Annotated in this window: 16 protein-coding genes; 2 read left to right on the top strand and 14 right to left on the bottom strand. The window is 35.3% G+C overall.

Translation table 11 applies throughout. The features are described 5' to 3' along the window. Positions 1-61 precede the first annotated feature (61 nt). Positions 62-1339 carry a bifunctional folylpolyglutamate synthase/dihydrofolate synthase gene (locus HMPREF1864_RS07990; RefSeq protein ID WP_062572259.1) on the bottom strand — a complete coding sequence of 426 codons (1278 nt, stop codon included), beginning with the start codon at positions 1337-1339 and terminating at the stop codon, positions 62-64. A 121-nt stretch (positions 1340-1460) separates the two neighbouring features. On the opposite strand from HMPREF1864_RS07990, the gene brnQ reads away from it, so the two are divergent. Next, positions 1461-2768 carry a branched-chain amino acid transport system II carrier protein gene (gene brnQ / locus HMPREF1864_RS07985; RefSeq protein ID WP_062572258.1) on the top strand — a complete coding sequence of 436 codons (1308 nt, stop codon included), beginning with the start codon at positions 1461-1463 and terminating at the stop codon, positions 2766-2768. A gap of 76 nt (positions 2769-2844) precedes the next feature. On the opposite strand, the gene radA is transcribed toward brnQ, so the two are convergent. The 8 genes from radA to fusA all read right to left on the bottom strand — a co-directional run bounded on the left by radA (position 2845) and on the right by fusA (position 12189). Continuing rightward, complete coding sequence (radA, locus tag HMPREF1864_RS07980) at positions 2845-4224, bottom strand: DNA repair protein RadA (protein ID WP_062572257.1); 1380 nt, start codon at positions 4222-4224, stop codon at positions 2845-2847. Continuing rightward, positions 4196-6661 (bottom strand): ATP-dependent Clp protease ATP-binding subunit, encoded by a 2466-nt coding sequence (locus HMPREF1864_RS07975; protein WP_062572256.1) that lies wholly within the window; start codon positions 6659-6661, stop codon positions 4196-4198. Before HMPREF1864_RS07975 ends, radA begins: the two co-directional genes overlap by 29 nt. After that, positions 6658-7638 (bottom strand): ATP--guanido phosphotransferase, encoded by a 981-nt coding sequence (locus HMPREF1864_RS07970; RefSeq protein WP_062572255.1) that lies wholly within the window; start codon positions 7636-7638, stop codon positions 6658-6660. Before HMPREF1864_RS07970 ends, HMPREF1864_RS07975 begins: the two co-directional genes overlap by 4 nt. Further along, entirely contained in the window at positions 7631-8143 is a 513-nt protein-coding gene (locus tag HMPREF1864_RS07965) for a UvrB/UvrC motif-containing protein (RefSeq protein ID WP_062572254.1), read from the bottom strand. The genes HMPREF1864_RS07970 and HMPREF1864_RS07965 overlap by 8 nt, the downstream gene beginning before the upstream one ends. Before the next feature lie 11 nt (positions 8144-8154). Further along, the gene (locus tag HMPREF1864_RS07960) at positions 8155-8607 is read right to left on the bottom strand and encodes a CtsR family transcriptional regulator (protein WP_062572253.1); all 453 of its coding nucleotides are present in this window, start codon (positions 8605-8607) and stop codon (positions 8155-8157) included. Between the two features lie 275 nt (positions 8608-8882). Further along, positions 8883-9365 carry a hypothetical protein gene (locus HMPREF1864_RS07955; protein ID WP_062572252.1) on the bottom strand — a complete coding sequence of 161 codons (483 nt, stop codon included), beginning with the start codon at positions 9363-9365 and terminating at the stop codon, positions 8883-8885. 2 nt (positions 9366-9367) lie between these two features. Next, positions 9368-9778 carry a hypothetical protein gene (locus HMPREF1864_RS07950; protein ID WP_062572251.1) on the bottom strand — a complete coding sequence of 137 codons (411 nt, stop codon included), beginning with the start codon at positions 9776-9778 and terminating at the stop codon, positions 9368-9370. A 350-nt stretch (positions 9779-10128) separates the two neighbouring features. Then, entirely contained in the window at positions 10129-12189 is a 2061-nt protein-coding gene (gene fusA, locus HMPREF1864_RS07945; protein WP_062572250.1) for an elongation factor G, read from the bottom strand. A 151-nt stretch (positions 12190-12340) separates the two neighbouring features. On the opposite strand from fusA, the gene HMPREF1864_RS07940 reads away from it, so the two are divergent. Further along, positions 12341-12988, top strand: coding sequence for a ComEA family DNA-binding protein (locus HMPREF1864_RS07940; RefSeq protein WP_062572249.1), 648 nt, complete (start codon positions 12341-12343; stop codon positions 12986-12988). Positions 12989-13134: 146 nt separating this feature from the next. Here HMPREF1864_RS07940 and HMPREF1864_RS07935 read toward each other — a convergent pair whose 3' ends face one another. The 5 genes from HMPREF1864_RS07935 to guaB form a co-directional block, all read right to left on the bottom strand. Further along, entirely contained in the window at positions 13135-13470 is a 336-nt protein-coding gene (locus HMPREF1864_RS07935) for a hypothetical protein (RefSeq protein ID WP_062572248.1), read from the bottom strand. Positions 13471-13478: 8 nt separating this feature from the next. After that, positions 13479-14915, bottom strand: coding sequence for a hypothetical protein (locus HMPREF1864_RS07930; protein WP_062572247.1), 1437 nt, complete (start codon positions 14913-14915; stop codon positions 13479-13481). Continuing rightward, the gene (locus tag HMPREF1864_RS07925; protein WP_062572246.1) at positions 14908-16329 is read right to left on the bottom strand and encodes a sensor histidine kinase; all 1422 of its coding nucleotides are present in this window, start codon (positions 16327-16329) and stop codon (positions 14908-14910) included. The genes HMPREF1864_RS07930 and HMPREF1864_RS07925 overlap by 8 nt, the downstream gene beginning before the upstream one ends. Positions 16330-16337: 8 nt before the next feature. Continuing rightward, a complete protein-coding gene (locus tag HMPREF1864_RS07920; protein WP_062572245.1) occupies positions 16338-17021 on the bottom strand; it encodes a response regulator transcription factor in 684 nt (227 codons plus the stop codon). Positions 17022-17093: 72 nt separating this feature from the next. Then, positions 17094-18539, bottom strand: a complete 1446-nt coding sequence (guaB, locus tag HMPREF1864_RS07915) for an IMP dehydrogenase (protein WP_062572244.1) — start codon at positions 18537-18539, stop codon at positions 17094-17096. Positions 18540-18553: the final 14 nt, after the last annotated feature.

Raw genomic sequence — 18553 nt, 5'->3', positions numbered from 1 at the left:
TGGTATTAGGTCCAACTTTATGGGGTCACCACAGTAATCAAGGGGCTTTTTGCTTGCAATTTTATTTTAACTTTTCTAAAATTATTTTTCTTATGTCTTTGATGAGGTAGAGAGATCCACACCAGAGGATCATATCTCCTTCGCCTGCAAGGTCAAGAGTTTTTTCTACTGCTTCTCTCCTGTCCTTGATGGCAAAAATTTCTTTACTTGATATTTCTTTAAATTCCTTTTCTAGCAAATCAATGTCTGTTCGCCTATCGTTATCTATTTCTGTCAAGACAAGCTTATCTGCAAGTCCTTCAATTTTTTCTAAGATGTGCTTGTGGTCTTTGTCCTTTAAGAGGGAGAAACCTAAGATTAATTTATTGTAGGTAAACTTCTTTACACTTTTTTCTATGCCCTCAATGGAGTCTAGGTTGTGGGACCCGTCAACTACAATAAGGGGATCTCTTGAAAGACATTCTATCCTTCCAATGTTTTTTGCCCTCTTTATTCCTTCTTTTATTTTTTCCTTATCCAACTTATAGTCTTTTCTTAAATATTCCAAAACCATAAGGGCAAGGGCTGCATTGTATGCTTGGTGATCCCCTACAAGGGAAGTCTCTAGGTCCTTATAGTCTCTAAAGTTAAATTTGTTTCCAAATTCATTAGAAGAAATTATTTCAACTTCATCAAAGTCAAAGTCATTAAAGCTAGAGGACTTTTCTTTTGCAAGACTCTTTAACTTTCCTTTTGCTTCTTCAGCTTGTGGATAAGAAAAAACATGAGAGTTTTCTTTTATTATCCCACCCTTTTCCTTTGCAATCTTCTCTAGGGTATCTCCCAAGATGTTTGCGTGGTCAAGAGCTATGTGACAAAAGACTGGGATGGATTTTTCCATTACATTGGTTGCGTCAACTCGTCCTCCCATACCAACTTCCATTACTGCGAAGTCCAAGTTTTTTCTTGCGAAGTAAATATAGGCTATTGAAGTTAAAATTTCAAAGCCGCTAACAAAAATTTCTTTCTTATCAAGTTCCTCAACTTCTTTTCTTACTTCACTGGCAAGCTTTGCAAAGTCATCTTCGCTTATGACTTCCCTATTAACTTCTATCTCTTCACGAATATTTGTTATATAGGGTGATGTGAACTTGCCCACTGAATAATTATTTTCTATGAGGGCATTGGTGATGAAACTTGCAACTGATCCCTTGCCATTAGTTCCTGTAATGTGAATTATTTTTAATTTATCTTGGGGTCTATTAAAAATTTCTAATAGGGCTCTGATGTTATCAAGAGTAAATTCTCCAAGAGGTATGTTTCTATTTTCAAGCCAAGCTACTGCTTCTTTGTAATCCATATAAACCTTCCTTTCAATAATATTGATATTATCAAAATATTTGCATCTAATCAATAATTTGTGTATCCAAAAGCCTCTCTATGTGATAGAATAGAAAAAATATTATTATGGAGGTAAAAAGATGAACAATGAAATCAAGACGAAAGATTTATTCATTATTGGCTTCGCATTATTCGCAATGTTCTTCGGAGCTGGTAACTTAATCTTTCCCCCTTATCTAGGTTTGTTGTCGGGTCACCAATGGTGGATAGGATTTTTAGGTTTTACGATTACAGATGCAGGCTTAGGACTACTGGCAATCATAGCCCTTTCTAAGTATGAAGGTAACCTTAATGTCCTCGCTTCAAGGATTAACAAGACTTTTGCAATTGTTATGTCTACGGCAATTATTTTATGTATCGGGCCCTTCTTGGCAACTCCAAGAACTGCTGCCACTACTTACGAAATTGCAATCTTGCCAATCTTTGGCGAGTGCTTTAACAGGTACTTATTCTCTGTTGTCTTCTTTGTTGTTGCTTGTCTACTAAGTATTAGACCTAGCAAGGTTGTTGACATAGTTGGAAAGTTTCTTACTCCTTCACTTTTACTTTGTATGACAGTTCTAATTATAAAGGGAATTGCCACTCCAATAGGCGAAGTTGCAGACACTACAATGATCAACAATGTCCTCAAAAAGGGTATCACTGATGGCTACCAAACAATGGATGCCATTGCTAGTTGTATGTTTGCCCTAGTTGTTATTAGCGCAGTTAAGACAAGAAGATATTCTTCACAAAAAGTTGAGATTAAGGCAACTATTTTATCAAGTGTTATTGCAGTAATTTTATTGGCACTAATTTACGGAGGTCTTTTATATCTTGGAGCTCAAACTTCACTCCTTGGTATTTATAATGCAGACACTGATTCTACTCTACTTCTTGTTGATATTACAAATAGAGTCCTTGGCGGCATTGGGGTTTACATCCTTGCTATTATTACTGCACTTGCTTGTCTTACAACTGCTATTGGACTTATTTCTGCAACTGGTAACTTCTTCAACGACTTAACTTTCAACAAAATTTCTTACGAAAGAGTTGTTGTTCTTTGTTCCATTGTTTCATGTTTAATATCAATGCTTGGTGTTACACAAATTATTAAAATTTCTGCACCGATTCTTGAAATTATTTATCCATGTGCAATGACAATTGTCATCCTAGGACTATTTAACGAAAAAATTAAAGACGACTTAGTCTTTAAGCTTCCTTCTCTTGTTTCACTAGCCTTTGGTTTCTTATTCGTCCTACAAGGCAAGGGACTTCTTGGTGGATTTGGGGAAATGCTTACAAAGCTACCACTTACTGAGTTTGGTCTTGGATGGGTATGCCCAATGATCCTTGGACTTTTAGTTGCTCTTGCGATTTCATCTACAAGACATACTAAGGAAGCCTAAAATTTTAAAAAATGCAAAAGAAAAACTCTTATTACTTATTAGTTAAGTAACAAGAGTTTTTTTATTGTCTAAATTTTTATAAGTTAAAAATTTTTGCTAGGACTTCGGAGATGTTTGACATCTTAATGACTTCTAAGTCCTTGTAATTTTCTTCCTTCACATTGGAATATTTGGAGACGTAGGCTTTTTTGAAACCCATTCTCTCTGCTTCTTTAAGTCTTACGTCAAGGCTTGGAACATTTTTTAGTTCTCCCGTAAGTCCCACGTCGGCAACAAAAACTGAGTTAGCTTCAACGGGCTTGTTAAGAGTTGAGGAAACAATAGAAACCATTACTGAAAGGTTTGATGCCTGCTCCTTAACTTTTATGCCACCAGTTGACTTGACTACAATGTTTTTGTCTAAGAAGGTCATACCTGCCCTCTCTTCAAGAATTGAAACAAGAGTGTTTAGGTGTTCCCTTCTAACTGATTCAGAAATCCTTGATGGATAAGGTAGGAAGGACTTGGAGGCAAGGGCCTCTGTCTCGAGAATTATTGGTCTTGTTCCCTCTCTTATAACTGAAAGAGATGAGCCTGGCACTTGGTCTGATACTGCCCTCTTGGTCATAAAATATTCTGATGGATTGTCAATTGAAATCATTCCCCTTTCTGTCATAGAGAAAAATCCAATTTCACCTGTAGACCCGTACCTGTTCTTTGTTGTCATAAGTGACCTCAAGTCTTCTGATGAGTCCCCATCAATTAAGAGGACAGTATCCACTAAGTGCTCAAGGCTTCTCACACCTGCAAGCTCATCTTGCTTAGTCATTTGACCAACTAAGAAAACCATACGAGGCTTTTCGATGTCTTTGGCAACTTCTGTCATCTTGTAGGCGCACTCCATAGTTTGTGTTGGCGTCCCTGGTCTTTGTGGAAACTCATCAAGAGTAAAGGTTTGAATTGAGTCTATGATTATAAGTTGGGGATCAATTTTTTCAACTTGGTCCAGGACAGAGTTAAGTGAAGTTACAGAGTAAACCCAAATATTTTCAGAAAGCTTGTTGAGAATCCTCTCTGCTCTCATCTTAATTTGTGTTTCTGATTCTTCTCCCGATGCATAGAGGACCCTCATCCCCTTGTTGGCAAGGTCATTAGCAACCTGCATAAGAAGAGTTGACTTACCTGAACCAGGTTTTGCTGTCAAGATGCTAACAGAATCACGAACGATTCCCCCACCCATGACCCTGTTAAATTCTTCTATGCTAGTCTTTACTCTCTCATCTAAAGAAACTGCAACAGTATTTAATTTTTGTGCATCCTTTTTAACTTTTTTGGTCCTTGTGGAAGTCTTTCCTGATGAGGACTCCTCTTCCTTTTCTTCTAAGCTATTCCAAGAACCACAGTTGGGGCACTTCCCAAAAAATCCATGAGAAATGTAGCCGCATTTATTACATTGATAGACTATTTTCTTTTTCATCTTTTGCCTTTTTTGTCTTTTTAAGTTTTTTTATTTGAACCTTCTTGTATTTAACATCTACAGAAATCCCATCGCCATCCTTGATCTTTCCATCTAAGAATTCGTCGGCAATCTTGTCTTCGATTAATTTTGTAATAGTTCTTTGAAGAGGTCTTGCGCCAAAGACCTTATCATAACCCTCATCAACTAAGAAGTTGATAAGTTTATTTGTGTAAGTTGCCTTGATGCCCATGTCCTTAAGTCTAAGGTTTAGGCTAGCAAGCATATTCTTAACAATGTCTTTGATTTCAGATTTTTCAAGAGCCTTAAAGACTACTACATCATCAACCCTGTTTAAAAATTCTGGTTTAAACATATCCTTTAAGGATTGGTCTATAATCTTCTTCATATTGTCATACTCACTTTTCTTTTCAGAATCATCTGAAGTTGAAAAGCCTAAAACTGAATTCTTAGTTAAGAGGTTAGCACCTGCATTGGATGTCATAATTATAACAGTGTCTTTGAAGTTTACAGTCCTTCCCTTGGAGTCAGTTAGCCTTCCTTCATCAAGAATTTGTAGAAGGATGTTAAATATATCTGGGTGGGCCTTTTCAATTTCATCCAAAAGAATAACTGAATACGGGTTGGTCCTAACAGCCTCTGTTAACTCTCCACCTTCGTCGTAACCAACATATCCTGGAGGTGAACCCACAAGTCTTGATACAGTGAATTTCTCCATATATTCAGACATATCAAACCTAATCATATTTTCTTCTTTGCCAAATAAGTTTTTGGCTAGGCTCTTTGCAAGATAAGTCTTACCAACACCAGTTGGACCAACAAAGATAAAGGAACCTATTGGCTTGTTTGGATCCTTAAGTCCAATCCTTGACCTCTTTATTGCCTTGGCAAGAGCCTCAACAGCTTGGTCTTGTCCCTTGACGTCTTCTTTTAATTTGATGTCAAGGTCTCTTAATTTTTCTGTTTCTTCTTCTGTCATTTCAGTAACAGGAACCTTGGACCAATCTGAAACTATGTCAGCTATAAGCTCTGGAGAAACTTCCTTTTTGGATTCTTTTTCTCTAAATTCAATTCTCTTATCCTCTAATTCCCTTTCAACTCGCTTTTGCTCATCTCTAAGGTTGGCTGCAAGTTCGTAGTCTTGATCTCTCACTGCTTGGCTTTTCTTTTCTTCAATGTCTTCAAGGTCAAGCTTATATTTTTCTTCAAACTCTGGAACCTTGTAGGACTCAATTTTTAATTTTGAGCTTGCTTCATCAATGAGGTCAATGGCCTTGTCTGGCAAGAACCTATCATTTAGGTACCTGTCAGAATATTTTACAGCTGCTTCAATACTTTCATCTGGAATAATAACATTGTGGTGGTCTTCGTAAATCTTTTTAAGACCTTGGATGATTTTAATTGAGTCTTCTGTGCTTGGTTCATCAACCATTATTGGCATAAGCCTTCTTTCAAAGGCAGAGTCCTTTTCAATTTTTTGCCTGTATTCTGTAATTGTTGTAGCTCCAATAATTTGTAGGACAGACCTTGTAAGCATAGGCTTTAAAATATTTGAAGCGTCAAGAGACCCTTCAGCTGACCCTGCCCCAATGATGACGTGCATCTCATCAATGAATAAAATAATATTTTTATTCTTGCTTGCTTCATTAGTTACATTTTTTAATCTCTCTTCAAAGTCTCCCCTGTATTTTGCTCCAGCAATAAGTTGAGAAATATCAAGAGTTAGGATAATTTTATCCTTCATAATTTCTGGAACATTTCCTGCAACAATTTCTGCAGCAAGTCCCTCAGCTATGGCAGTTTTACCAACACCTGGCTCTCCAATTAGGACTGGGTTGTTTTTTGTCCTCCTTGAAAGGACTTGGATAACTCTTTTAATTTCCTTTTCCCTTCCAATTACAGGGTCAATTTTTCCTTCTTCTGCCTTTTTATTTAAGTTTGTTGTGTATTTTTCTAAAGCTTCTGATCCAGCTTCATCGCCTTCTTCAAAATCTTCATAGTCTTCCATATTATTTAAAATATCATTTTCAAGACTCATTATGTCAATGCCTAGTCTTTTTAAAACTAGGATGGCAACTCCCTGACCCTCTCTTAGGATACCAAGGAGAAGGTGGTCAGTTGACACTGTGTTCTCGCCCATTTCTCTTGAAACTTCAAAGGCAAGTTCAAAGATCCTCTTAGTCCTTGGAGTGTAAGCAATGCTTGACACCACTGGACCTTGACCCTGGCTAACTATGTCCATAGTAGTTTCCTTTGCCTTCTTGTAATCTATCCCAAGCTTTGAAAGTATATGGGCACCTGCATCTGTTCCTTCTCGCAAAATTCCAAGAAGGATGTGTTCTGACCCTATATATGAATGCCTCTGTTCCCTTGCTTCTTGCTGAGCAAAGAGGATGGCTTTTTGTGATTTTTCACTAAACTTTCCAAACATACTCATTTGAAAACCTCCTTCATGAGAGATCTCGACTTGTTAGCCCTTAGGATATCTCTCGACCTAAGGTCTAAGATTGAGCCTCTCTCAATTTGTAAGTGTCCATTTCTAAGCTTCATAATTTCTTGGTAAAAGTCAAATTCCCTATTTGGCTTTAAGATTGAAAGTTCAACCCCAAGGTTTATCATGCTCATGGACTGCATCATCTCTTCTTCCGACAATAACCTTGCATTGGCAAGTAGACCGTAGGACCTGTTGACCATGTCCTCAAGGCTAATAATATTATCAAGATAAAGTTTTTTTCTATTTTCTCTTTCCACATCAGCAATCTCCTCGCTAATGAGTTTTAATTTTTCTATATAAGATCCTTCCTCTTCTGTCAAGCTTGACTCAAAGGAAAGGGTGTAAATACTTGCAAGAGCCTTCTTGGACTTGTCCCTGTAAGACCCCAATGTGTAACCAAGTCTCGATAGACCCTTGGCAATTTCATTTATCCCAAAATAATTTAGAGCTGGCAGGTACAAAAAGGCTATGGGTTTAAAACCAGTTCCTGCATTAAAAACCCTTGAAGTCAAGTAGCCATACTCTGGACTAAAGGCAAAGTTTATTTTTTCTTCAAGCTTTCCTTCCAGGTCATAGATTTCCTTGTAAAGTTCATCAAGGGACTGAGTCCTAGAAAACTTTGAAAGTTCTAGGTGTTCACTGGAATTAATCAAAATATCTGGCTCATCATCCTTTTGGTAGAAGCCAATATTCTTCTTATCAACAAAAGTCTTGCCAAATCTTCCCTCTTCAATAAGTTTTAACTTCTTAAGAGATGGCATCTTTTCTATATCAAGATTTTCATAACCCCTTCCTCTTATTATTGGGTCAAGAAATTCTAAATTTTCTCTTAATTCTTCATCAGACATAGTGTTGACGAAGTTCTTGCCGTCAATGTTTCTATATAATTTTACCTTATTTCCCAAAATAATATTAGACATTGGCATCTTCCTTTAAGGTTTTTATCTCGTCCCTTATTTCTGCAGCCCTTTCATATTCCTCTAGGCTAATAGCAAGGTCCAACTTTTCCCTAAGGTCTTCAAGCTTCCTATTGTAGTAAATATAGGATTCTGAGTTCTTGGGAATTTTTCCCCTGTATTTTAAATTTATATTTAGGGCCTTTAGGTAAGACTTAATTTCATTTCCAAAGGAGTCATAACATTTTGGACAACCCAAGGCTCCTGTGTTTTTAAGTTCACTTAGGCTCCTACCACAATACTCACACCTTATGTCATCTTCCTCCTCATTGTAAGAGTTGGCAGTGAATTTAAAAATATTTTTTAGGGCATTTTCTAGTTGAGGAATTATATTTTGATAACCCTGAAATTCTTTTTTAAATTTTTCTTCAGCACAAACTTGGCAGAGATGAACTTCTTCCACTTCGTCATTATTTATCCTTGTGTAGGAAATTATTGATTCTCTTTCTTTGCAGTTGTCGCACAACATCTTCTTCCCTCCTAGCTGAAAATGACAAGGAGCATATTCTTTAACAAATCTGCCCTCAGTTCATTTCTATTTTCGCATTGACTTAAAGACCTATCAGATAGGCTCACCTTCATAAGTTCCATTTCCCTTCTAGTGACCTTCTTAAGTCTAACAAGCTCTTCCAAAAGATCATCTGAGTTATTTTTTGTAATGGAGTCCCCTACGAAGTCCAAAAATCTCTCCAGCCTTTCATCATCATCTTCTATTTTAACTTTTACAATCCTAATGTAACCGCCGCCACCTCGTCTTGACTCAACGTAGTAGCCCTTAAAGGGGGTAAACCTCGTTGTCAAAACGTAATTTATTTGTGAAGGGGCGCAGTTAAATTGGTCTGAAATTTTTGATCTTTGTATTTCAACAACTCCACCAGATTCAAATATTAACTCAGTTAAAAAATCTTCTATGGAATTGGATAATTTTGACATAAAACCATTCCTTTGACTATCTTTGTCTTTTAAATTATAAAAAACTGACTATCTTTTACTATCTCTAGTTTAATATAAACTAGGGCTTTTGTAAAGTATTTGGTTTCGTGTCCTTTTAACCCTATATGCTTTTTGTTGTTTTTAAATAATTATTACTTTAATTATTTTATTAAAAAGTTAAAAAATGGATTCATAAAAATAGTAAATTTTTTAAATGAAAATATCTGTTGGGTTTTAACTCACCAACAGATATTTTAAAGCCATTTAATTCTTTTTTACTTATTTGCGACTTTTTCTCGTTCTAGTTCTAAAATAGTAAATGATCCTTTTGGAATACCACTATTAGAGGAAAAATCTAAATCTTTTTTAGAATTTTTTGAATCAGTAATAAGTACACAACTGCTGTGTTTTTTAGAACTTGAAAGTCTTAAACTTACATCAGATACTCTAATTGCAATATTTACATTTTCATTATCTTTATTAGCAAATATCAATAAATAATCAGAATCATTATTTGTTGTAAATTTAAATCCCTTTTCTTCCATAATCTTATTGCTTACTATAACTTCTTTTAGCTTATATTTATACAAACTATCATAACTTAAATTATTAATAATTTTTTCATAGTCTGGTTTTTCATCACAAATATCTATGTTAAAATCATAATTTTCTTTCTTGGAGTTTAAAAAAGAAAACCCACATATAAATGACATAAAAATCAAAGCTATAAAAATTGAAATAATTTTTTTATTTTTCATTACTAAAACTCATTATCTGAAATCCTAACTGATACAACTCCACTTAAATTTCCAGAACTTGAACTAAAATCTAGTGAAAAGTAACCTACTCCAGTATCGTTAAAATCCTCTGTAGTGGAACCACTATAGGCTATAAAAGATGTATAAAATCTACCATTTTTTCTTAAAGTAACACTTACAGGTTCACCACTATCATTTCTTATATATATTCTTGTGTTTCTCTTAAAAGCTTGATGCCACGATACACCACCTGGAGTTAAATTAGAATTAACAACACGTTCTGACGCTCTTCTTAAAACTGTAACATTAGATTCGTCATAACTAATTGCATTATTTTCAAGGTTTTCTTCAGCAAAAACATTACAAGATATAAACAACATTGAAACTAACATTACCATTAAAATTTTCTTCATTTTTATCCTCCTTTACTCAGCAACAAGATTACTTGCCTACAGTATAAAACTTTTAATATTGTTTTTCAATACTTTTTTCAAAAATTTTATATCAGTTTGCAATTTTATTATCTAATAGATAATATTTTTAGTAAGAATGATTTAGATAAAATAATTTTGTCTGTAATTTATAAAAATATAGAATTATCCTTTAAATATAATTTCCTTATTTGTTCCCATTTTTTAACTATTTTAATTCATATGAATTTTTTATAATTATTTAATTTTAGCTCAAATTTAAAGTCATAAAATATTTTAAATTTCTCAACTAAAAAGGTTGAGCATTTATGCCCAACCATTTAAAATTTATTTTATTTATCAGTTTTTCTTTCTGCAATAATTTTTTCTGCAATATTTTGTGGAACTTCTTCGTATCTTATAAATTCCATATTGAAAGTTCCCCTACCTTGAGTAAGTGATCTAAGATCAATTAGGTAAGTGAATAATTCAGCTTGAGGAGCTTCAGCAATAAGAACTTGAGTGCCGTCATTTTGTTGGTCCATACCAAGAATTCTTCCACGTCTTTTATTCATATCTCCCATTACATCCCCAAGATATGCTTCTGGGATTGTAACTTCAACCTTCATAATCGGTTCGAGGAGAACTGGACTTGCTTCTTGCATACCCTTCTTGAAGGCAAGATTTGCAGCAAGCTTGAAAGACATTTCGTTGGAGTCTACATCGTGATAGGATCCATCATATAAAACAGCCTTGAAGTTTGTAACAGGATAGCCTGCAAGAACTCCCTTTTCCTTAGATTCAATGATACCCTTTTCAACTGCTGGGAAGTAGTTCTTAGGAACTGCTCCGCCAAATACTTCTTCGCCAAATTCAAATTCAGCTTCACAAGGTTCAAACCTAATCCAAACATCACCGTATTGACCTGCTCCACCAGATTGTTTCTTGTGCTTACCTTGAACACTCGCAGTCTTTCTAATTGTTTCTCTGTAAGGGATTATAAATGGAACAATTTCAACTTCAACTCCATAAGTGTTTTTTAATTTATCAAGTATAACATCAAGTTGAACCTTACCTTGGCCACCAATAGTCATTTGCTTAGTTTCTATATTTCTTTCTATAGTAAATGTTGGGTCTTCGTCCCTAATCTTCTTTAGAGATTGAGTAAGCTTTTCTTCATCGCCCTTAGTTTTAGGTTCAATTGCATAATATAAAACTGGAGTTGGGTGTTTCAACTTCTTGTATTCAACTAGGTGGTCTTTATCGCAAAGAGTATCGCCAGTTAAGGTTCCAGCAAGTTTTGTTGTTGCACCAATATCTCCTGCATAAATTTCGTCAACTTCTATTTGTTCCTTACCTCTCATTACGAAAAGACCGCCAAGTTTTTCACTTTCACCATTATTAACATTATATAAAGGTGTGTTTTTAGTTAAGATACCAGAAATTACCTTAAAGATAGAAATTTTTCCTAAGAATGGGTCGGATACAGTTTTAAATACAACTGCTGCAAAAGGATCCTTTGCTGAAACCTTTCTTTCTTCTCCTTCTTTATATCTAAATCCAAGGTGGGCACGATCATCATCAGGTGCTGGCATATAGTTAACTATAGTGTTAAGTAAAATATCAATGCCTATTCCCTTTTCACCAGATCCAACAAGTAGTGGCACTGCGTCACCTTCAAGTAGGGCTGTTGTAACTCCTCTTAGAAGGTCTTCTCTTGTGAATTTTTCTCCAGAGAAATATTTTTCCATAAGAACTTCGTCAGAACCTGCAACTACTTCTGCAATTTCTTCGTACATTCTTTCAGTTGCCTTAACTTGGTCGTGGTTAAGTTCGGCTTCTTGTGGTGCAGAGTTTACATACTTGTAACCCTTTTGGAATATTACATCAGTTACACCAATAAAGTTTTCGCCTTCGCCAATAGGTACAGAGAAAGGAATAACTTTTTTACCAAAGGCAGCTTCAAGCTCGTCCATTAGCTTTCTAAAGTTTACATTTTCTCCGTCAATTTTATTTATAAATATAATTCTTGGAAGTCCAATTTTTTCTGTGTATTTCCAAGTTCTTTCTGTTCCAACTTCGATTCCCTTAGTTGCATCTATAACCATAATTGCAGCTTCACTAGCTCTTAGGGCACTGTGAGCTTCTCCAACAAAATCAAGAAATCCAGGAGTATCTATTATGTTTACTTTATAATTTCTCCATTCAACAGGAATAATTGATGTAGCTATTGATGTTCCTCTTTCTCTTTCTTCCTTTGAGAAGTCAGAGATTGTATTCTTGCTAGAAACATTTCCAAGCTTTTTTGTAGCTCCACTTTGGAATAACATAGCCTCTGTTAGGTTAGTCTTTCCGGAGCCAGAATGTCCCACGAGAGCAAGATTTCTTACCTTATCTGTTGTATAAACTTTCATTGTTTTCCTCCTAAATATATTAATTTTTTTGAAATCGTTTCGATGGATAAATTATAACATAATTTTTAGTATTTGAAAACTGTGTAAAATTTATCTGTTTAGGGTATTACAAGCTTATAAATATAATATTAGTAATAAATGAGTGGTGTAAATGGATTTTAAATTTTTGAAAAAAGATAACCTTCCCTACATAATAATAGTGGTCTTGCTCTTAGTCATTGGCTATCAGTATTACGATTCTCATAATGAAGATGATGATGCCAAAGAATTTTTAAAAATTAATACCTCTGGAGTAACCGATAAGAATAAAGTCCTCGAGTCAGGGTCAAGTGAGCTTGCAATAGAAAGGGATTCTGACGAAAATGAAGAGATTATGGTTCACATCTCAGGAGCTGTCAATAAGCCTGGCATACTTAGGCTTGACTCAAATAAGCGTGTCGTTGATGCTCTTGACCTTGCTGGTGGTGCAAGAGATGATGCAGACCTCGATAAGATTAACCTTGCAGCAAAGCTTCACGACGAAGAAAAAATTTACATTCCAAAGGTTGGCGAAGTCCAAAGTAATATTTCTAGTCTTGCCTCTAGTCCATCATCAAGTGCTTCATCTTCAAAGATAAATATTAACTCAGCAGACTTAAACGAGCTAACAAAAATTCCTGGCGTTGGAGAAAAGACTGCTCAAAAGATATTAGACTACAGGGCAAATAATTCCTTCTCCTCTATTGAGGACATAAAAAATGTCCCTGGCATTGGGGACAAAAAGTTTGAATCAATGAAGGACTACATCTCCACCTATTAATTTTTAATTAGTCATTGCTTATGCACTTTTAAGTTGCAAGCTCTCAGCATATATAAATTTTAAATTTAGTATTTTCATATCCTTCCTAATAAAAAAGCTCAAGAAAAAAGAAGCACCTAAGTGCCTCTTATCTTGAGCTTTTATCTTTATCTCTTTCTTGGATTTTTCTTGTAGCGATTTTTATCTGAAGTGGCTATGCCTATAATTAGGGCAAAGATTAGAGACACTAATCCAGATGAAACTCCAACTACAAAGATAATTAAATTGTCTAAGCTGCTTGGATCAAAAAGTTTGTTGATCACGATGAAAAGAGATATTGTTCCAATAAATACCAAGGCAAGTCCTGGTAAGTATTTTATAAATTTTAAATCTCTTGCAGCAAAATTTACTATAAAGGTGAGGACAACTCCAATTAATATTGCACCTAGAGTTAGGAGCAAGTAAAGAGAATTTTCCCCAACTAATTCCATGATTTTATTCATTTTACACCTCATTTATTAGATGAAAGTTCATCTTGCCAAATATTTGCGTAGCGGCCTGTAGCCCACTCAGTCATAATAGTGGAAGCTTCTTCTCCAATTTCCCTTTCAAAGATAGGGTTAGGAAGAATTTTCCCTTCACTTATATTATATATTTTTAGATAATTATTTTCCAATGTTATTAAAAAATTATTATCAGGAGATACAAATCCATCCTTGATTGATGACTTGAAATTTTTAATCTGTGCCATTGGAATATTAATTTTGTTATACTTATTAACCTCGTAAGGAAGAACTAGGTTTAAATCAAAATCAGAAAAACTTCCATTTTCTGAATTAACTCTTCCCTTTAATTTCCAAAAACCATTGTCTCTATAGATCCCTATGTTGTATGGATCTTCCTTTAGGGCTTCAATGTTTTTGCCTTCACTCTCTAGGGCATCCTCAGAAATAAAGTCCTTAAAACTTAGGGCCTTTTTATCTTCTAAGTTATCGAGATTATAAATCCTAAGACATTTTTCATTAGTATTTCTATCTAAGCTCTCAACATTTATATAATTGTTGGTAATAAAGTTGATGGTTTTTAGTGAATTATCATCCCTTAACTCTTCAGTTTCAATTTTTGGAATCTCTGGATCCTTATTGAGAAGATTTGAAGTCTTATATTCCTTTGCGATTAACCTATCTGTAGTTTCCTCAGCCTTTGACTCTCTTTGAACACTTACTTCAAAAAACCTGTCATCTCTCGGCAAGATTATGTTGTTCATCTCGTAGACATTTTCCAATTTCAAATCAGAAAATTTTAGATAAAGGGTCTTGTAGTTCCATGATGGAATATCTGAGTCCACCTTTGTCTTAAATCCAATTAAAAATCCCTTGTCTCCATTTAGATCAAACAAGTTGCTTTTTGCCAAGACCTCATCCTTCCTTGCTAAGATAGTAGAGTTTAAGTCCTCATTGTCAATCTTGTCGTCTACAAGTTTTATCTCAAGTGTAATGCCGTTGTCAAACAAGAGAGCTGTATTCTCACTTGTCTTTATGACTTCATAATATAAGGAAGAGTTGGAATTTGAATCAAAGACATAAGTGGTGAATACATCAGAGTCTTCCACTCCTAAGTTCTTATAATCAAGATTGAACTTTTCATACAAGTAGTCAGAAAGTTTAACATACTTGGTCTTGTAGGAAGCATCCTTGATGTAGTCATTAGCTAGAAGGACTGAATTGTTACTAAAGTAAAGGTCTTCTCCTATTATGTCCTTAAACCTAAAGTTGTCTTGGTTGCCCTTCTTGTTGGAAATAAATTTAGTTATGGTCCACTTGCCATAGATAGGAGCTTGACCAATTTCTGGTCTTTTAACATTTGTCCCCTGATTAGCCAAGAAGGAACAACCACTTAGTAGGACAAGGAAAAATAGTGAAAGGTAAAAAATTATTTTTTTAATCATTGTTTTCACCTACTTCTTTATCAATATCAAGAGGTAAACTAACCTTGACTGTAGTTCCAATATTTTCTTCCGAGAAAATTTCAAGGCTTCCTTGATGAAGCTTAGTTATTTCATCACTTATAGATAGACCAATCCCACTGTGGCTCTTGGAGTGCTTGCCCTTATAGAACTTTTCCTTTACGTGGGCAAGTTCTTCCTTAGTCATCCCCATACCATTATCCGAAATCATTATTTGAACTTTATCATCTTCCTTGAGCATTTGGAACTTAACCCAGCCCTTGTCTGAAGTGAACTTAATGGCATTATCCAAAAGATTTATTAGCAGCTGCTTAATCCTATTTTCATCTGCGTTAATAAGGATTGATTCCTTTGGAAGATCAGTTATTAGTTCAATGTTGTTGGACTTGGCACGAGGCCTCATTTGCTTAGATATATCAAGGCAAGTTTGAGAAATATCAATTATTTCCTTATTGAGAGTTATCCTTCCAGATATATATCTTGAGAAGTCTAAAAGTTCTTCTACCATCTTTGCAAGTCTGTCGGCTTCATTTTCTATTATGTTTAAACCATCTTCCACTAGGTCCTTTTCATCTTCCTTTGCGTCTTTTAGGACAACTGCCCAACCCTTTATAGATGTAAGAGGAGTCCTAAGCTCGTGAGAAATGGAAGAGATAAAATCATTTTTGATTCTATCCTTATTTATAATTTCATCACTCATGGCGTTAAGGGTTTTTGCAAGCTCACCAATTTCATCATCTTCAAAGACCTTGGCCTTCTCTTCATAATTGCCCTTTAACATAGTCTTGGCAACTTCTGTAAGTTCAAGTATTGGTCTAACAATAGACTTAGAAATCAAGAGTGAAACCATAGTTGTCACTAGGGCAACAAATAATGTAAAGATAAGTAAACTTATAATAGTTTTAAAAATTGCAGCCTTGACTTCTTCCATGGAAGATATAAACCTTAGGTAGCCAATTATTTGTCCCTCATTGTTTTTTATGGGACCCGCAACTGACATTATTGATTCACCAGTTTGTGACTCTTCGCCCCTCCAAGTTTTTATCTCTCCCCTTTCAGCTGCCAAGATATCTGAAGTTTCTATGGGCTTCGATGCCAACCTACCAATGGAATCTGATAAAAGGGTCTTGTCCTTGTCAAGAATTTGAACCTCTGCATTGGTGTTAGACAAGAAGATGTCACTGTCTTCGTAAATCAAATCTTCAATGGACTTGTCGGAATAGTCCCTCCTATATATTTCAAGGGAGACCTCCATCCTCTGAATTAATTCCTTGGAGATGTTGTTATAATAGTAGGAGCTAAAGGCAAAAAGCAAGAATATATCTATAATTGAAATTGTAATTAAAATTATTATTAAAAAACTTTTTACAAGTCTTTTCCCAATTTTATTTTTCAATTATAAACCTACTTCCATCTGTAGCCAGTTCCCCAAACAGTTTCAATGTAATCTGGTTTTGCTGGATTAGTTTCTATCTTTGACCTAAGTCTTCTTATGTTTACGTCAACAATTTTTGAATCGCCTAAGAAGTCGTCGCCCCAAACGAGTTTTAAAATTTCATTTCTAGTCATTGCCTTACCTGGGTTAGTCATAAATATTTTTATGATTTGATATTCTGTAGGGGTTAGTTCTAGTTCCACATCGTCCTTGTAAAATTTTCTTGAATAAGAATCTATTTTAAAAGGTGGATCTGTGATTAAGTTGCTTTCATTTTCTTCCCCAATCTCAAGCCTTCGCTCAATGGATTTTATCCTTAGGGTAAGCTCAGTTGGATTAAAGGGCTTAGTCAAATAATCATCAGTCCCATATTGAAGGCCCATGATCTTGTCATAGTCCTCTGCCTTTGCAGTTAGCATAATGATACCAAGACTTGGGAACTCGCCCCTCAAGGCCTTGCAGACTTCAAAACCGTCAATGCCTGGCAACATAATATCAAGGACTACAATGTCTGGAAGCTCACGTCTAGCAATTTCGATTCCCTCTTCTCCACTGCCAGCTTCAAAAATTGTATAGCCTTCTCTTTCAAGATTTATTTTAACAAATTTTCTTATTGATTCTTCGTCTTCAACGAGCAAGACTTTTGTTTTCAAAATATCACCTCTATACTTGTAATTATAAAGAAAATCCACTCCAAATTCAATTGAAGTGGATTTATTAATGTCTTAATAATAATTAGGAGCTTCTCTTGTAATTGTAATATTGTGTGGATGAGATTCTGTAAGTGAAGCTTGTGTAATTTTAACATACTTAGCTGTTGCCCTAAGAGTTTCAAGGTCCTTTGCACCAAGATAACCCATAGCAGACTTAACTCCACCAACAAGTTGGAATACTATGTCACCAACAAGTCCCTTGTAAGGAACCCTACCTTCAACTCCTTCAGGAACGTACTTAGTTGTACCTGATTGGAAGTACCTATCAGATGAACCAGCACTCATGGCACCAAGAGAACCCATACCTCTGTAGGCTTTAAATCTTCTACCTTCAACGAAGATTTCTTCTCCTGGAGATTCATCAGTTCCTGCGAAAAGTGAACCCATCATAACAACATTACCACCAGCTGCAAGAGCCTTGGCAACATCACCAGAGAATTTAATACCACCATCGGCAATTATTGGAACCCCATACTTTTTGGCAGCCCTATAAGCTTCCATGATAGCAGTAATTTGTGGCACCCCAATACCTGTTACAACTCTTGTTGTACAAATTGAACCAGGTCCAATACCAATCTTAACGCAGTCGGCACCAGCCTTAATTAGGTCCTCTGTACCTTCATAAGTTGCTACGTTACCTGCAATAAGTTGTAGGTCTGGGAAGGCGTCCTTTATTTTCTTTATTGTGTTTAATACATTTTTAGATTGACCATGAGCTGTATCAATAACAACAACGTCAGCCTTTGCCTTAACAAGGGCTTCGATTCTGTCCAAAACGTCCTTAGTTGCTCCTACAGCTGCTCCAGCTAAAAGTCTTCCTGACTTATCTCTTGCTGAGTTTGGATATTGTTCGTGTTTTTCAATGTCCTTAATTGTGATAAGTCCCTTTAAGACATTGTCCTTATCAACTAAAGGAAGTTTTTCAATTTTATATTTCTTTAGAATATTTAGAGCTTGGTCTAAATTAATATCAGGATCTCCAGTAATAAGTTTTTCTGAAGTCATTACCTCACCAATTCTTTTAGAAAGATCAGTTTCAAATCTTATGTCCCTGTTTGTAATAATTCCTTCTAAGACACCCTTTTCTGTAACTACTGGCACGCCAGATATTCTGTATCTTTCCATAAGTTCAGAAGCATCTGCAATAGAATGATCCTTAGTTAGTGAAAAGGGATCAGTTATAACTCCGTGCTCAGATCTTTTTACCCTGTCTACTTCTAAGGCTTGCGCTTCAATTGACATATTCTTGTGGATGATACCAATTCCACCTTCTCTTGCCATGGCAATTGACATCTTGTGTTCTGTAACTGTGTCCATGCCTGCTGACATAAGAGGAATGTTTAGCTTAATCTTTTCCGTTAGGTTTGTAGATAAGTCAACTTCGTTAGGCAAAATTTCTGATTTTGCTGGCACGAGCAAAATATCGTCAAATGTTAGTCCTTCTCCAAAAAATTCCATATTACCTCCTGATT

The organism is Peptoniphilus sp. DNF00840, assembly GCF_001553125.1.
Taxonomy (GTDB): Bacteria; Bacillota; Clostridia; order Tissierellales; family Peptoniphilaceae; genus Peptoniphilus_A; species Peptoniphilus_A vaginalis.
Note: the sequence above shows the minus strand (reverse complement) of the source record. Positions and strands in the feature narration are given on the sequence as shown.

Coding starts and splice junctions, on each gene's coding strand:
- HMPREF1864_RS07990 (WP_062572259.1), bottom strand. CDS start 1,339: ATGGATTACAAAGAAGCAGTAGCTTGGCTTGAAAATAGAAACATACCT.
- brnQ (WP_062572258.1), top strand. CDS start 1,461: ATGAACAATGAAATCAAGACGAAAGATTTATTCATTATTGGCTTCGCA.
- radA (WP_062572257.1), bottom strand. CDS start 4,224: ATGAAAAAGAAAATAGTCTATCAATGTAATAAATGCGGCTACATTTCT.
- HMPREF1864_RS07975 (WP_062572256.1), bottom strand. CDS start 6,661: ATGAGTATGTTTGGAAAGTTTAGTGAAAAATCACAAAAAGCCATCCTC.
- HMPREF1864_RS07970 (WP_062572255.1), bottom strand. CDS start 7,638: ATGTCTAATATTATTTTGGGAAATAAGGTAAAATTATATAGAAACATT.
- HMPREF1864_RS07965 (WP_062572254.1), bottom strand. CDS start 8,143: ATGTTGTGCGACAACTGCAAAGAAAGAGAATCAATAATTTCCTACACA.
- HMPREF1864_RS07960 (WP_062572253.1), bottom strand. CDS start 8,607: ATGTCAAAATTATCCAATTCCATAGAAGATTTTTTAACTGAGTTAATA.
- HMPREF1864_RS07955 (WP_062572252.1), bottom strand. CDS start 9,365: ATGAAAAATAAAAAAATTATTTCAATTTTTATAGCTTTGATTTTTATG.
- HMPREF1864_RS07950 (WP_062572251.1), bottom strand. CDS start 9,778: ATGAAGAAAATTTTAATGGTAATGTTAGTTTCAATGTTGTTTATATCT.
- fusA (WP_062572250.1), bottom strand. CDS start 12,189: ATGAAAGTTTATACAACAGATAAGGTAAGAAATCTTGCTCTCGTGGGA.
- HMPREF1864_RS07940 (WP_062572249.1), top strand. CDS start 12,341: ATGGATTTTAAATTTTTGAAAAAAGATAACCTTCCCTACATAATAATA.
- HMPREF1864_RS07935 (WP_062572248.1), bottom strand. CDS start 13,470: ATGAATAAAATCATGGAATTAGTTGGGGAAAATTCTCTTTACTTGCTC.
- HMPREF1864_RS07930 (WP_062572247.1), bottom strand. CDS start 14,915: ATGATTAAAAAAATAATTTTTTACCTTTCACTATTTTTCCTTGTCCTA.
- guaB (WP_062572244.1), bottom strand. CDS start 18,539: ATGGAATTTTTTGGAGAAGGACTAACATTTGACGATATTTTGCTCGTG.